At 38.8% G+C, this 14499-nt stretch carries 15 protein-coding genes and 1 tRNA gene; 3 read left to right on the plus strand and 13 right to left on the minus strand.

Features of this window, described 5'->3' with window-relative positions:
• Nucleotides 1–111 precede the first annotated feature (111 nt).
• The 9 genes from BZZ03_RS06385 to rnpA form a co-directional block, all read right to left on the minus strand.
• A complete protein-coding gene (locus tag BZZ03_RS06385; protein ID WP_019336037.1) occupies nt 112–1719 on the minus strand; it encodes a hypothetical protein in 1608 nt (535 codons plus the stop codon).
• A gap of 140 nt (nt 1720–1859) precedes the next feature.
• On the minus strand, nt 1860–2183 hold the full coding sequence (locus BZZ03_RS06390; protein ID WP_003133632.1) for a DUF1292 domain-containing protein: 324 nt from the start codon (nt 2181–2183) through the stop codon (nt 1860–1862).
• 14 nt (nt 2184–2197) lie between these two features.
• A complete protein-coding gene (gene ruvX / locus BZZ03_RS06395; protein WP_003133630.1) occupies nt 2198–2626 on the minus strand; it encodes a Holliday junction resolvase RuvX in 429 nt (142 codons plus the stop codon).
• A complete protein-coding gene (locus BZZ03_RS06400; RefSeq protein WP_003133629.1) occupies nt 2626–2892 on the minus strand; it encodes an IreB family regulatory phosphoprotein in 267 nt (88 codons plus the stop codon). Before BZZ03_RS06400 ends, ruvX begins: the two co-directional genes overlap by 1 nt.
• A gap of 200 nt (nt 2893–3092) precedes the next feature.
• Complete coding sequence (locus BZZ03_RS06405) at nt 3093–4004, minus strand: aldo/keto reductase (RefSeq protein WP_086582803.1); 912 nt, start codon at nt 4002–4004, stop codon at nt 3093–3095.
• 149 nt (nt 4005–4153) lie between these two features.
• A complete protein-coding gene (gene rpmH, locus BZZ03_RS06410; RefSeq protein WP_003135255.1) occupies nt 4154–4288 on the minus strand; it encodes a 50S ribosomal protein L34 in 135 nt (44 codons plus the stop codon).
• Nucleotides 4289–4408: 120 nt separating this feature from the next.
• On the minus strand, nt 4409–5320 hold the full coding sequence (gene jag, locus BZZ03_RS06415; protein ID WP_019291920.1) for an RNA-binding cell elongation regulator Jag/EloR: 912 nt from the start codon (nt 5318–5320) through the stop codon (nt 4409–4411).
• A 24-nt stretch (nt 5321–5344) separates the two neighbouring features.
• Nucleotides 5345–6160 carry a YidC/Oxa1 family membrane protein insertase gene (locus BZZ03_RS06420; RefSeq protein ID WP_003133626.1) on the minus strand — a complete coding sequence of 272 codons (816 nt, stop codon included), beginning with the start codon at nt 6158–6160 and terminating at the stop codon, nt 5345–5347.
• Nucleotides 6157–6525 (minus strand): ribonuclease P protein component, encoded by a 369-nt coding sequence (gene rnpA, locus BZZ03_RS06425; protein ID WP_017368690.1) that lies wholly within the window; start codon nt 6523–6525, stop codon nt 6157–6159. Before rnpA ends, BZZ03_RS06420 begins: the two co-directional genes overlap by 4 nt.
• Nucleotides 6526–6894: 369 nt before the next feature.
• On the opposite strand from rnpA, the gene BZZ03_RS06430 reads away from it, so the two are divergent.
• From BZZ03_RS06430 to BZZ03_RS06440, 3 genes are all read left to right on the plus strand, one after another.
• Nucleotides 6895–7830 (plus strand): alpha/beta hydrolase, encoded by a 936-nt coding sequence (locus BZZ03_RS06430; protein ID WP_086582804.1) that lies wholly within the window; start codon nt 6895–6897, stop codon nt 7828–7830.
• Between the two features lie 83 nt (nt 7831–7913).
• Nucleotides 7914–7999, plus strand: a tRNA-Leu gene (locus tag BZZ03_RS06435).
• Nucleotides 8000–8151: 152 nt separating this feature from the next.
• Nucleotides 8152–8451, plus strand: coding sequence for a YbaB/EbfC family nucleoid-associated protein (locus BZZ03_RS06440; RefSeq protein WP_019291923.1), 300 nt, complete (start codon nt 8152–8154; stop codon nt 8449–8451).
• A 123-nt stretch (nt 8452–8574) separates the two neighbouring features.
• On the opposite strand, the gene ptsP is transcribed toward BZZ03_RS06440, so the two are convergent.
• From ptsP to secA, 4 genes are all read right to left on the minus strand, one after another.
• Nucleotides 8575–10302 (minus strand): phosphoenolpyruvate--protein phosphotransferase, encoded by a 1728-nt coding sequence (gene ptsP, locus BZZ03_RS06445; RefSeq protein WP_003133622.1) that lies wholly within the window; start codon nt 10300–10302, stop codon nt 8575–8577.
• Complete coding sequence (locus BZZ03_RS06450; RefSeq protein WP_003133620.1) at nt 10302–10568, minus strand: phosphocarrier protein HPr; 267 nt, start codon at nt 10566–10568, stop codon at nt 10302–10304. Before BZZ03_RS06450 ends, ptsP begins: the two co-directional genes overlap by 1 nt.
• Before the next feature lie 156 nt (nt 10569–10724).
• Nucleotides 10725–11753 carry a 3-deoxy-7-phosphoheptulonate synthase gene (locus tag BZZ03_RS06455; protein WP_019293824.1) on the minus strand — a complete coding sequence of 343 codons (1029 nt, stop codon included), beginning with the start codon at nt 11751–11753 and terminating at the stop codon, nt 10725–10727.
• Between the two features lie 99 nt (nt 11754–11852).
• Nucleotides 11853–14426 carry a preprotein translocase subunit SecA gene (gene secA / locus BZZ03_RS06460; protein ID WP_019291926.1) on the minus strand — a complete coding sequence of 858 codons (2574 nt, stop codon included), beginning with the start codon at nt 14424–14426 and terminating at the stop codon, nt 11853–11855.
• Between the last annotated feature and the right edge of the window lie 73 nt (nt 14427–14499).

Genomic DNA, 14499 nt, shown 5'->3' on the forward strand with positions numbered 1-14499 from the left:
TAAATAAACTCTTAATGAATTATAACACAAAAAAATTCAAAAAACAACAAGAATAGTCAGAAAATTCGCTTTTTTCATTATAATAAAACAAGATATACAATTATGTATATCTTATTTCTTTTTATATACAGAAAATTGACTAACATTACCAACTTCCACTTTTTTGTAAGAATCTTTAAGTGTTTCTTTTACTGAATCTGAAAGATCCTGTCCACTTTGCACTACAACATACTTGTTGCCTGCATTAGCAAAGAGCAAATCAAAGTTCTGATGGAATCTTACTGGATAATGGCGAGGGAAGTCATCTATGCCACCCACACGCTGTGATCGCAAGTTAATGTTTTTATCCGATGCTATAGCCAGCACTTTATCCTCTTTTGTCGTATCGGCTTTCACAAACTGCGCAACTTGTTGTTCTTCTGAGAAAACTTGTTGATGCATCGTTTGGGTAACGATAGGGGCTCCTATCACAAAGAGCAGAGCTAAAATTGGCGCAAAAAGCTTGGCCTTCATATAATCTTGTAGGATATTCTGACGTTGATCCACCGCATCTTGTATAGTATCGCTGACGAATAATAAAAGTAACGGCAAGATGGCAAGCAAGTTTGAACTTTCGAATACTTGAGAAAAAACAACAAATCCTAACACAAGAATTGAACCCAATAAGAGTAAAAGTTGCCAGATAAATGTTTGACCCGAACTTTTAATATTACGTACGCCATGTACGAAATTGGCCGCAAGACCAAACACCAAAAGAAAAACGAGAGCTTTCAGAAGTGACATCCAGAAATTATCTGTAAAGCCTAGTGTCGTAAGCGGAATGATAATGGATTGTTCGATGGATGTATACAGTACTTGAGCATTTAAGGAGTAAAAAGCAACCGTATAACCTACCAACAATAAGCCAAATAAAATTGCTAAAAGTTGATAAATACCACGCCCAATTCTTTTATTCTGAATATTAAAGACAAGCAAAGCGAGACAAGAAAGAAGCCATAATATGGTCATGATTGGTGATATGACAAACACAAGAGCTCCACTCATACCAAAGAAGATAAAAGCTTCGTCACGTGCATCTTGACGTAGATAACGATCCAAGAACTGTAATGCCCATAATGCAAAAGGCAAGGCGATTAATGTTGGCGCTGTACCACCTTGAGCCAATCCTGCAATCGAAACCAAGGTGAAACCTGTGGTAATTCGCGCTGCCAAACGGCTACGTGTACGTTGTGAAATTAAACGATAAACTTGCACACCGCTCATGAATAAAGCTAGCATTTGGAAAAGGTAAAGCAGCCAAGTTGTTTGACCAAAATGACCGAGCCAGTTAATTAGGTAAAAGACAATTCCGCCAGCACCCCAAAAATCATTGTAAGGGACCAATCCTGCCTGCATTGCCATTCCCGAATAGAGGTATTGCGACTGTACACCTGTAGGTTGAAGATTGAAGATAGGGAAAGCATAGAAGCTTAGACTAAGCACCAAGGACACGAGCCCAATAAATAACCAGTCAGCTGGCATAAGCCGTGGTGTTTTTTCTCGAGTTGGTACAAAACTCGCTTCTGATTTATGACGACGCGAATAAAACCCAGTCTCTTCCGCAGGAATATCAAGGTCTTCATTGACCTCAAGCTCCTCGAATTCTTCGATTTCTTCTGATTGTTCTAATTGTTTTTTATGTTCATGCCTAAGTGAACGTGAACCATATCTTTTTTTCATTTAATTTTCCTTCAAAGAGTAATCACTAAATTATAACAAATTTCTTCGAAGTACTCAATTTTTGCTAAAAATTTTATGTAATAATTTATAATATTTCAATATTGATGCAATAAAAAAAAGAGGCTTTGCCTCTTGATTTATCAATAAACTTCGTCGTCTTGATTTTCCATAAAGTTATTAAAAACTTCTTCAATCATATCCCATTCAGCATCTGAATCTTCAGCGATAGGTTGTAAATCACCTTCAGTGCCATCTTCATTTTGAGTAAATGAATAAGCTTGGATTTCAACTTCACCATTATCATCTTCTGCACCGTCAACAGGCATAACGAGGACGTAATTTTTACCAAATTCTTCTTGGCCATCAATAGTGATCAAGATTTCAAAAAGGCTTTCATTACCGTTATCATCAATCAGAGTGATAAAACGGTCTTCGTGGTCATGGTCATGTGTATGTTCTGACATAATACTTCCTACTTCTAAAATAATTTGTGCGCATCAAGATAATTTTGTAATATCAAGACAGCGGCGAGTTTATCAATTGATTTTTTACGGTCCTTGCGACGGACACCGCCATCAATTAATACTTTTTCTGCTTGCATTGTCGTCAAGCGTTCATCTTGGTATTCTACAGCGACATCAAACGTTTCAGTAATTTTTTCACCATAGTTTCTTGAAGCCTCTGCACGAATACCTTCATCATTATTCATATGTTTGGGTAAACCGAGTACAATTTTTGAAGGTTTATATTCTGTTATTAGTTCTGCTAAGCGCTCAAAACCAAATTCACCAGCTTCACTGTCAATCTTTATTGTTTCAACAGGCTGAGCCGTCATTCCCAATAAATCACTCACAGCTACACCAACAGTTTTTGTACCGACATCCAAACCTAAAATTCTACTGTACATTAAAGTTGTACACCGTGTGCTTTTAAGTATTCTTTAATCAGTTCTTCAACAATATCATCACGGTCAAAACGACGGATTTTGTTACGTGCATCGTCGTGACGTGGAATATAAGCTGGATCTCCTGACAAAACATAACCTACCATTTGGTTGATAGGATTGTAACCTTTAGCATCAAGTGCACGATAAACATTTACAAGTGTTTCGCCGATTTCTTTTTTACTTGAATCATCAAATTCAAAGCGGACTGTTTCATCTGTAAAACTCATAATATGTACCTCCTTTGGGGTAGGTTCAAGCAAACTGCTTAAAAATCCTTTTAATTAATTTTTTCTAATAATGCTCTTTAATTATACATCATTTCTGACACTAATTCAATCTATTTCGTCTAGTAGCTAGAATAAATGGACCTCTAGACGACTCTACTAGACCCATTTATCACTCAATGCTAAACTATAAATTTACCGGCTTAAGGGAGAATATTTCCAGCTGCCATATACAAGTCATACCACTCCTCACGGCTGAGAACCAGATCACTGGCATTTGTTACTTCCTTGATCCGTCGTTCCGTCATCGTACCAATTATTGTTTGCATACGCGCTGGATGGCGGTTAATCCATGCTATAGCAATCCCTGAAGGGGTAAGATTGTATTTTTCAGCATATTCTTCAAGCTTTTTGTTTAATTCTGGGAATTTATCATTACCAACAAAAGGACCATCAAAATATCCATGTTGGAAAGGAGACCAAGCTTGAATCGTCATCTTATTTATCCGGGAATACTCTAGTACTGAACCATCTTGCATATGACTGGCTTGATTAGGAATATTCACATTGAGACCTGCATCAACCATTTCAGTATGCTTCAAGCCAAATTGAAGCTGATTAAAGAGTAACGGCTGCTTCACTGCTGTTTTAAGTAACTCCACTTGCATCGGATTTTGATTGGAAACTCCAAAATAGCGAACCTTTCCAGATTTCTCGAGCTCGTAGAAGGCCTCTGCGACCTCTTCTGGCTCCATTAGCGTATCGGGGCGGTGCAAGAGCATGGTATCGAGATAATCCGTCTGTAGCCGTTGTAAAGAGCCTTCTACCGACTGGATAATATGTTCTTTTGAAAAATCAAAGGCAATCCCTGGACGGATAGCGCATTTCGATTGGAGATAAATGTCTTCCCGTCGAATAGAGGTTTGCGCCAAAGCCTCGGCAAAAACCGTTTCACACTGTCCAGCACCATAAATATCCGCGTGATCAAAAAAGTTAATACCATTTTCATAAGCTGTCTCAATAACTTTGACAGGATTCTTTCCTGGTTCTATGATACGCATACAGCCTAAGATAATTTGTGAAGCTTGCATATCGGCAATTTGAATTTTTTTCATTAACAAAAACTCCTCTTCTTTTACAATAAATTCATTATATCACAATAAAAGTAAACGCTTTACTTTTCCAAGAGTTATTTTTGTTCCTTTTTATGAATCATGTTTCCAAAAGAAAAAACCCACCCGAGGGTGAGAATCTTTTTTTACAATTAAACTGTAAGTGAAGCACGTCCTTTACGACGACGAGCTGCAAGTACACGACGTCCGTTTTTAGTTGCCATGCGTGCACGGAATCCGTGAGTAGTCTTACGAGGTTTTTTATGTGGTTGGTAAGTACGTTTCATTTGTTAAATCCCTGGGCTACTTCACTTGGGAAAGTAGCTCCACCGTTCTTGCGGTGTTCCTTTCTTTCATTTCTGTGCTTAAAGCATACTAAAATATTCTACACCAAATCATCGCAAATGTCAAATTTCTTTTGTAACGGTGATATAACGATTGTATTCATTACCTTCAGAATGGCTAGAAACACCTTCTTCTTTCGAAATAATTGTATGCACAATCTTGCGTTCATTCGACTGTAAATCATTAATATAGACAGTTTCACCAGAACGAGCACGTTCTGCTGCACGATGCGCCAAGCTGGTAATATATGCTTTACGCTTTTCATGATAATCGCCAACATTGACAGCAATATTGATACGGGTACTTAAAATACTGTTAGCATAAGCTTTAGCCAAGGTTTGTAAACTTTGCAAAATCTTCCCATGTTTACCAATGAGTAAAGCATCTTGATTCGAATTTAAGTTAAAAACAATCAGAGTTCCTTCTTTTGCTACATTTACAGTGATCGCAATACCCATTTCAGAGGTAATGTTTGTTAAGTAAGTCGAAATTTTATCCGCAAACTCTGTTTCCTCAGCAGTTAATTCCATCGGCACAGCCTTAGCTTTTTCTTTTACCTTCTCAGGAACCTCGACTTCTGGAAGCGGATCTTTGCTTTGAGCAATGTCTGCTTTAACTTCTTCAATTATAACTTCACGTTCTTCTGGAGTTAATTCACCTTCTTGTTCTTTTTCAGCTGCACGTACAGCTTTAACAATTTGGCTTAACTCAAGCGTTGCTTCCATAGCAGACTGTGCTTTAGGCACACCAAGGTTGATATCTTCCACACCACGTTCTGCTAATCGATCCGCTTTACGAATGGTTTCTTCTTTGATTTCTTCTATATCTACGAGGGCTCGTTTTTTACCAAATCCTAAAAAACCACGTTTTTCTTTTTGTTTTACATGAATATGCACATTCTCACGCTTTACACCTAAACGATATAAGCCGCGTTCTATTGCTTCTTCAACTGTTCTCCCAGTAAAAATAGTCATGATTTAAAACTCCTATCTCCTGATTTACTTTTTATTTTTCAAAGCCTTCTTTAATGCCTTCTCACGTGCTTTTACTTTATCCTTTTCCGCTTGGGCTTTAGCTTCACGCGCTGCGATTATTTTGAAGGGGTTGGCAATAAGCAAAGTTTGTAAGACTTGGAAACCATTTGATACTACCCAGTAAAGAGCAACACCGCTTGCGACATTGATCGCAAAAACAAAAATCATCACTGGCATAGCAAATGTCATCGTACTTGTCATTGCATTTTTCTCAGGGGCTGATTTCATTGTCAACCATGAGCTAGCAAATGTAAAGAGTGCTGCCAAAATTGGCAAGATAAATGTTGGATCTTTATCTCCGATATTAAACCAGAGGAAAGTTCCGTGCTTTAAGAAATCTACACGTGTCAAAGCTTGGTACAACGCCCATAATATTGGCATTTGCACTAAGAGTGGTAAACATCCTGCATAAGGATTCACCTTGTTTTTAGCGTAAAGTTCTTGTGTTTCTTCTTGAACTTTACGACGTGAATCCACGTCTTTACCTGGATATTGCGCTTGTATTTTTTTAATTTCAGGCTGAATTTCCTGCATTTTTTGGCTAGACTTGATTTGAATATTCATCAAAGGCAAAAGTGCCGCACGAATAATCAAGGTAAATAAAATAATACCAACAGCTGTCATACCACCAAATGACAAGAAACGAATAACCTGAGCAAATCCATAAACTATCTGTTCCCAAAAGTTTGTTGAATGTTGTGTGACCTCAGAACGTCCACAGGCAGCCAATAAGAGTAAAGAAGCACTTGCCATCGAAAGCAAAGTTATTTTCTTTTTCAATTCTTTTCTCCATCTTTATAAATTTTAGACAATTTCAATACATGCTTGAGATTTTTTCTTACTTCATCAAAACTGAGTTTTTCGACTCCTGGACGTGCAATAACCACAAAATCTTCATCTTCTAAATGAGAAGAAAACTCTGCTACTGCATGTCTAATGAGTCGCTTCACACGATTCCGTGTGACCGCATTTCCAATCTTTTTACTTACTGAAATCCCTGTACGAAAATGCTGTTGCTCAGTATCGAGTTTATATACAACAAATTTCTTATTGGCAAAGCTATTTTTCGCTAAAAATATTTGTTCAAAGTCTTTCGAGCGTTTTACACGATAGGTCTTTTTTATAGCCAAGCCACTCTCTCCCATACTAAAAATTATCTCCATTATTTTAACACAAAGTAGAGGAAAAGTCACCTTTTTCCGAGAAAGCGCTTTTTTAGCTTTAATTCTTGTTGCATATCATTACTTATAAGCTCAAAACCATGTTAGAATAAAGGTAAATAAAAGATAGATGTAGCCAAGAGCCAATAAAGTGATCTTCATTTCGCTTCCCTAAACATAATGGCTCAAAGAATCAATCCCCTTTGATTCCCGACTACTCCTTTTCCTTCCCACACATTTGTTGGCTCTTGTGGGAAGGTTTTTTCATACGAAATCATATTTATTGGTATGAACGTTATGTCTCTTAGGTAATATTATTCCTATTTTCCTTAAAAAATTTGGTATAATAATGCGATGAAAAAACGTAAAAAGAAAATTTTCGCTTTATGGACAATTAGTATCATAAGCCTACTGCTGCTCGTTGATTTGGGGATTACTTATTATTTCTACTCCGTTGCCTATGTCCGCAATGATGCTCCCGTGGGCCAAGTTCAAGCATCAAGTAAAAATTATCCTCTTGTCACACAATTTGATAAGCTGAATAAAAAAACACTTACCATGGAAAATGGTGGCTTAAAGCTCAATGCTTGGTACATCCCAGCAGAACATAAAACAAATAAAACAGTTATTGTTGTCCACGGTTTTCGCCAAAATAAAGAAGCGATGCGCCAATATGGACAACTCTTCCATGATTTAGGCTATAATGTGCTTATGCCTGACAATCGTGCTGCTGGAGCCTCAGAAGGTCAGCTCATTACTTATGGTTACTACGATAAAAAAGACGTGATTGCCTGGTCAAAAAAATTAACACAAGAAAACCCTGAAAGTCGTATTACTTTATTTGGACTTTCTATGGGAGCTGCAACTGTTATGATGGCATCAAGTGAGACAGAATTACCTAGCTCTGTCAACAGTATTATCGAAGATTGTGGCTATACTGATGTTTGGTCGGAAATTACCTATCAAGCCAAATCGACCTACAATATTCCGCCATTTCCCCTTGTCTATAGTTTATCCGCTATGAATAAAGTGCGCCAAGGTTGGTTTTTAAAAGAAGCAAGTGCGACACAAGCACTCTCTCAAAACAATCGCCCTATCCTCCTTATCCACGGCGATTCAGACACGTATGTGCCTACGTCAATGCTTAAGGAAAACTACCAAGCAGTCAAGACAGGAACACCAAAGGAAATGCTTTTGATTAATGGTGCTGCACATGCCAAGGCCTTTGAGACAAATCCTCAACTTTACCGTCAATCTGTTGAAAAATTTCTGAAAAACTATAACGGTTGATTATTTTACAGTGCTAAACACCCTATTACAGTTTATTCTTGCATTCCCCTTCCTAAAATGGTATTATATTAAAGTACCAATTCGCGGAAGTGGCGGAATTGGCAGACGCGCAGGATTAAGGATCCTGTGGCCTATCTTGGCTGTGCGGGTTCAAGTCCCGCCTTCCGCATATTATTTAAACGTCTAGTAATTAGACGTTTTTTTGTTTTCTCATCTGCTTCAAAATCATTCACAAAAATGGTATAATAATGACATCAAGAAACTATATATTTGCAATACTCAAGGCACTTAAGTCTTGAAACAAGGAGATAATAAACCACGATGATGAATATGCAAAACATGATGAAGCAAGCACAAAAATTGCAAAAACAAATGCAAGCTTCACAAGAAGAAATTGCCAACACTACTTTTTTTGGTAAAGCAGCACAAGATTTAGTAATCGCTGAATTTTCTGGTGATCGTAAATTAACAAACTTGACAATCAAGAGTGATGTGATTGACCCTGAAGATCCTGAAACATTGCAAGATTTGGTTGCAGATGCTGTAAATGATGCTCTCACTCAAATCGAAAAAACTACTGAACAAAAACTCGGTAAGTTCTCTAAAGGACTCCCCTTCTAATAAAATAGCCTCTGAAGGCTTTTTTATTTTATTCTTCTTATTAATTAGAATAATAAATTCGAAAATAAGGACTTTGATCATTCTTAAAATACAAAAAAAAGCGCGAATTTCTTCGCGTTTTTCTTATTTTGTATATTCTTCAACGAGTGCGACAACTTCTTCCATTGTTGCACATTCAGTAAGAGCTTTGTTTGAAAGTTCTTCCATCTTAGTTGAGTCCAAACGTTTCATCAATGAACGTGTTTGGAGAACAGATGTTGCTGACATTGAGAATTCATCAAGTCCGATACCCATGAGAAGTGGAACAGCAGTTTGATCACCGGCCATTTCACCACACATACCAGCCCATTTGCCTTCTGCATGCGCAGCTTTAACAACATTGTTGATAAGGCGAAGGATAGATGGGTTGTAAGGTTGGTAAAGGTATGAAACTTGTTCATTCATACGGTCTGCAGCCATTGTGTATTGGATCAAATCGTTAGTACCAATTGAGAAGAAATCAACTTCCTTCGCAAATTGGTCAGCCAACATTGCTGCTGCTGGGATTTCAATCATGATACCTACTTCGATACCTTCAGCTACTGGAACACCTTCGGCGATCAATTTAGCTTTTTCTTCGTCGTAGATTTTCTTAGCAGCACGGAATTCTGTAACCAATGCAACCATTGGGAACATGATACGGAGTGTACCGTGAACTGATGCACGGAGAAGTGCACGAAGTTGTGTGCGGAACATTGCATCACCACTATTAGAAAGTGAGATACGTAAAGCACGCCAACCCAAGAATGGATTCATTTCTTCTGGCAAGTCGAAGTATGGCAATGTTTTGTCACCACCGATGTCCATTGTACGAACAACGACTGGTTTACCATTCATGCCTTCAAGTACTGCTTTGTAAGCTTCGTATTGATCTTCTTCCGTTGGGAAGTCTTGAGCATCCATATAGAGGAACTCTGTACGGTAAAGACCAACAGCTTCTGCACCATTGTCGTTAACACCTTCAACATCTTTAGGTGTACCAATGTTTGCAGCTAACTCAAAGTGTTTACCATCAGCTGTTACTGTTTCAGCATCTTTAAGAGCAGCCCATTCAGCTTTTTGTGCCGCATACGCTTCACCAGCTGCGTGGAATTCGCTTTGTTGCTCTGGAGTAGGATCAAGAACAACTTCACCTGTTAAGCCTGATACAGCCATAAGTTGACCTTCAGAAACAAGTTCAGTGATATTGTTTGTACCCAATACAGCAGGGATTTCAAGCGTACGTGCCATGATTGCTGAGTGAGATGTACGTCCACCAATGTTTGTAACAAAGGCCTTAACGTACTTCTTATCAAGCTGTGCAGTATCTGATGGTGTCAAGTCTTCAGCAACAATAATCACTTCTTCGTTAATCAAAGCTGGGCTTGGCAATTTAACACCAAGAAGGTTTGCCATTACACGTTTTGTAACGTCTTTAATATCGGCAGCGCGCTCTTGCATGTAAGCATTGTCTTCCATACCTTCAAAGATAGCAATGAACATGTCAGTGATTTCTTTAAGGGCTGCTTCAGCATTAACTTTTTTAGATTCAATAGTAGCTTTGATTTGAGCGGTCATATCTGGGTCTGCAAGAACCATCATGTGTGCGTCAAATACGGCTGCGGCTTCTTCTCCGAGGCTATCTACTGCTTTATCTTTAATGATTTGAAGCTCGCTTTGAGCGGCAGCAAGAGCTGCATCAAGACGAGCTTCTTCATTTTCGATATTCTCAACAGTCACTGTCTCAAATGACAAATCAGGTTGAACAAGCAAGTATGCCTTCGCTACGGCTACACCTGATGATGCAGCGATACCTTTAAGCATAGATGTCATTATTCAGCAAGACCTTCCTTAACCATTGTTTCAGCGATTGTGCTCAATGCGTCATCAGCATCAGCACCTTCAGCAGTGATAGTTACATCAGCGCCTTGACCAACACCGAGTGACATAACACCCATGATTGATTTAAGGTTTACAGATTTACCTTTGTATTCAAGGTTAATTTCTGAAGTGAATTTAGAAGCTGTTTGAACGAGCAATGTAGCTGGACGTGCGTGGATACCAGTTTCTGCAACGATGTGGAATTCTTTAGATGCCATTTTTGGAATCTCCTTATTTCAATTTTTATTCGATAATGCCTTTTTGTTCAGCATATCTATACTTTAACATTATACTACAAAGTGAAAAGGTTTGCAATCATTTTTTCATTAAATTATCTTCATCATTTCGGCTTTTTTATTTATCCTCTGAAATTATTATATTTCCGCTTGATAAATCTCCTGAATCAAGGCCTCTGTTTTCTCCCAACCAAGACAAGCATCCGTGATTGATTTTCCAAACACTTCCGGTCGGTCTTGACGTCCATCTTCTAAATACGACTCAATCATAAAGCCTCGTACATAACGGCGTATTTTTTCATCCCAATCACGATTGACTAACGTTTGTCGTACAATTCGAATTTGCTCCATATATTTCTTCCCAGAGTTATCATGATTGGTATCCACAATGATAAAGGGATTCTTTAATCCCATTTTTTCGTAATTTGCAATGACTTCCTGCAAATTATCCGTATAGTAATTGGGAAGATTTTTGCCATGCTCGTCCTGCCCCCCACGTAAAATGGCATGTGCCAAAGGGTTCCCTGCAGTTTGAACTTCTGCACGGCCAAAGAGAAAGTCTTGCTCTTGCTGTGCTGCGTAAATGCCATTTAGCATGACTTTGATATTACCAGAAGTTGGATTTTTCATCCCCGTTGGCGCATCAATACCGGAAGCCACGAAGCGATGTTGCTGATTTTCCACTGAGCGGGCGCCAACTGCGTAATAAGAAACTAAATCATCTACTAAAGGCAAGTTCTCTGGGTACAACATTTCATCAGCAGTGGTCAGTCCAGTTTGTGTAATAACTTTATAGTGAAGATCACGTACCATACGAATACCATTGATAAGATCAGCTTCACCTGCTGCATCTGGTTGATGAATGATCCCTTTATAACCTTCCCCGTTTGTTCGCGGTTTCGCTGTATAAACACGCATTACCATGAAAATCTTGTCTTTTACTTTTTCTTGGAGTTTAGCCAAACGATGTGCGTACTCCAGAACAGCTGCTTCATTGTCCGAGGAACAAGGACCAATAATTAATAAAAGCCGGGAATCCTCACCTTTGATAATTGCTTCTAATTCTCTGTCTCTTGCTTCTTTTCGCTGATGTTGTTCGCTATCAAGGTGGCCCAGCATTTTGACTGCATCAACATTTATCTCTGGGCTTATTATTTTGAAAGACATCTTTCTCCTTTCAATTTATTGATATCTTTTGTATTTATCAACTTAGAAAAATGAAACACCCTAAGTTAGGGTGTTTCGTCTATTTTATCACTTTTTTATCTAAGCTGTGTGAACGCGACCATGACAGTTCTTATATTTTTTACCTGAACCACATGGACACATGTCATTACGGCCAACTTTACTGAAATCAATACCTTCTGCAGAGGATTGTCCCACATTTGTCAAGTTTTCTTGTGAAGCCGTTACAGTTACACGCGGTGCTTGTTCTTGAACAGCGGTTTGCGGATGAATTTGAGCTTTCATCATCAAACGAGTTACTTCAAACTCAATAGCTCCAATCATGTTATTAAACATTTTGTGCGATTCTTCTTGATATTCAACAATCGGATTGTTTTGTGCATAACCACGCAAGCCTACAGACTGACGCATTTGATCCAAATGATCGATATGCTCAGACCAATTGTTGTCTACTACACGAAGGATAACAGCACGTTGGAAGTCAATCTGACGCTCTTTATCGCCCAAGCGTTCCATTTGTGTTGCATAATGTTCTTTAACTTTTTCAAAAAGAAAATCTTTAATTTCTTGTGGGCTTTTACCACGAAGATCTTCAATGCTAAAGACATCCGCTGAAAGCATTGTATTTTCAACAGTTTCATAAAGATTGAGCAGATTTGCTTCTTCTTGAAGATCTCCTGTTGCTGCATGGCCGTCAACTTGGCGATCGATTGTACGCTTAAACATACCATACAGAGCAGGTGTCATATCTTCAGTTGCTACAATCACTTCATGGCGTTGTGCATAAATAACTTCACGTTGTTCACGAATCACATCATCATATTGCAAGACTTGTTTACGTGAATCGTAGTTATTTCCTTCGACACGTTTCTGTGAACCTTCGATTTGTCGTGTGATTAAGCCAGATTTGATGACGGCATCATCACCACTGATACGCATACGATCAAGGAAGGCAGAAACGCGTTCGGAACCAAAACGTTTCATTAAGTCATCTTCAAGTGAAAGATAAAATTGAGAGACACCAGCATCCCCTTGACGACCAGAACGTCCACGGAGCTGATTATCGATACGACGACTTTCATGACGTTCAGTACCGATTACCGCAAGACCTTGATATTCTGGATTTGGATGTTCTTTAACACCAGGGCCAAGCTTGATGTCTGTACCACGACCAGCCATATTGGTCGCAATGGTTACCGCACCTTGTTGACCGGCATTCATAATGATTTGTGCTTCACGGAAGTGGTTTTTCGCATTCAAAACTTCATGCGGGATTTTAGCTTCGACCAATTTTTTCGAAATAATCTCAGAAGTTTCAACAGCCACAGTACCAATCAAAATAGGTTGTCCCTCAGCATGACGTTTCTTCACGTCATCCAAGACAGCATTTAGTTTTGCTTCAAGGGTTGGATAAAGCAAGTCTGGATGGTCCACACGACGGATTGGGCGGTTCGTTGGAATCGGAATAATTTGAATATTATAGATTTCACGGAACTCTTCTTCTTCCGTTTTCGCTGTACCAGTCATCCCTGACAATTTTTTGTACATACGGAAGTAGTTTTGAATCGTAATTGAAGCCATGGTTTTAGATTCATCTTGAATCGGCACACCTTCTTTGGCTTCAATCGCTTGGTGTAAACCATCAGAATAGCGACGACCAGGCATTGTCCGACCTGTAAACTGGTCAATAATCAAGACTTCTTGTTGGTCATCAACCATATAATCAATATCATGAAGCATGATATAGTTGGCGCGGAGTGCATTGTCCACAAAGTGAGTCAAGGCAACATTTTCCATGTCATAAAGGTTTTCAATATCAAAGAAACGTTCTGCTTTATCTATCCCCTCATCTGTGAGTGAAATAGTTTTAGATTGCAAGTCAATCTTATAGTCATCGCCCTCTTCATAGTCTTCACGACCAACCAAAGTCTTAGCAAACTGATCTGCACGGTAATAAAGCGCAGAAGAGCCCTCTGCTTGACCTGAAATAATCAATGGTGTGCGCGCCTCATCAATCAAGATGGAGTCAACCTCATCGACAAGAGCATAGTTGAGCGGACGCTGTACCATATCTTCAAAACGAGTGACCATGTTGTCACGCAAGTAGTCGAAACCAAGCTCAGATGATGTCGAATAAGTGATATCACAGTTATATGCTTCACGTTTTTCTTCTGGTGACTTAGAGTTAAGGTTAAGTCCAACAGTCAAACCGAGCCAGTTGTATAATTCACCCATTTCGGTTGCATCACGTGTTGTCAAATACTCGTTGACTGTTACTACGTGTACACCTTTGCCAGAAATCGCATTTAAATAAACTGGCATGGTAGCTGTCAAAGTTTTACCTTCACCAGTACGCATCTCCGGAACGTCACCATTGTGGAGGACAATCCCCCCCATAATTTGCACGTGGAAAGGAAAAAGACCAAGGACACGTTTTGCTGCTTCACGGCAGACAGCAAAAACTTCATACAGCATGTCGTCAAGACTCTCACCGGCAGCTGCACGTTCTCTAAATTCTTCTGTTTTGGCCTGCAGTTGCTCATCTGCAAGGGCAGCCATTTCTTCTTCGTATGATTCGACTTTTTGAGCCATTTTATGTAATCTTTTGAGCTCTTTTTTGTCGTTTTCTACTAATTTTTTAATAATATTTGCCATGTATTCTCCGTTTACTATCCAATAAGGGATATTTCCTTAATTTTAGCATTTTTAAAGGTTTTTTCCAATAGTT

This window comes from Lactococcus petauri (genome assembly GCF_002154895.1).
Classification (GTDB): domain Bacteria; phylum Bacillota; class Bacilli; order Lactobacillales; family Streptococcaceae; genus Lactococcus; species Lactococcus petauri.

Bases quoted from the DNA above. Each gene is read 5' to 3' on its own strand.
- BZZ03_RS06385 (WP_019336037.1), bottom strand. From the start codon at position 1,719: ATGAAAAAAAGATATGGTTCACGTTCACTTAGGCATGAACATAAAAAA.
- BZZ03_RS06390 (WP_003133632.1), bottom strand. From the start codon at position 2,183: ATGTCAGAACATACACATGACCATGACCACGAAGACCGTTTTATCACT.
- ruvX (WP_003133630.1), bottom strand. From the start codon at position 2,626: ATGTACAGTAGAATTTTAGGTTTGGATGTCGGTACAAAAACTGTTGGT.
- BZZ03_RS06400 (WP_003133629.1), bottom strand. From the start codon at position 2,892: ATGAGTTTTACAGATGAAACAGTCCGCTTTGAATTTGATGATTCAAGT.
- BZZ03_RS06405 (WP_086582803.1), bottom strand. From the start codon at position 4,004: ATGAAAAAAATTCAAATTGCCGATATGCAAGCTTCACAAATTATCTTA.
- rpmH (WP_003135255.1), bottom strand. From the start codon at position 4,288: ATGAAACGTACTTACCAACCACATAAAAAACCTCGTAAGACTACTCAC.
- jag (WP_019291920.1), bottom strand. From the start codon at position 5,320: ATGACTATTTTTACTGGGAGAACAGTTGAAGAAGCAATAGAACGCGGC.
- rnpA (WP_017368690.1), bottom strand. From the start codon at position 6,525: ATGGGAGAGAGTGGCTTGGCTATAAAAAAGACCTATCGTGTAAAACGC.
- BZZ03_RS06430 (WP_086582804.1), top strand. From the start codon at position 6,895: ATGAAAAAACGTAAAAAGAAAATTTTCGCTTTATGGACAATTAGTATC.
- BZZ03_RS06440 (WP_019291923.1), top strand. From the start codon at position 8,152: ATGATGAATATGCAAAACATGATGAAGCAAGCACAAAAATTGCAAAAA.
- ptsP (WP_003133622.1), bottom strand. From the start codon at position 10,302: ATGACATCTATGCTTAAAGGTATCGCTGCATCATCAGGTGTAGCCGTA.
- BZZ03_RS06450 (WP_003133620.1), bottom strand. From the start codon at position 10,568: ATGGCATCTAAAGAATTCCACATCGTTGCAGAAACTGGTATCCACGCA.
- BZZ03_RS06455 (WP_019293824.1), bottom strand. From the start codon at position 11,753: ATGTCTTTCAAAATAATAAGCCCAGAGATAAATGTTGATGCAGTCAAA.
- secA (WP_019291926.1), bottom strand. From the start codon at position 14,426: ATGGCAAATATTATTAAAAAATTAGTAGAAAACGACAAAAAAGAGCTC.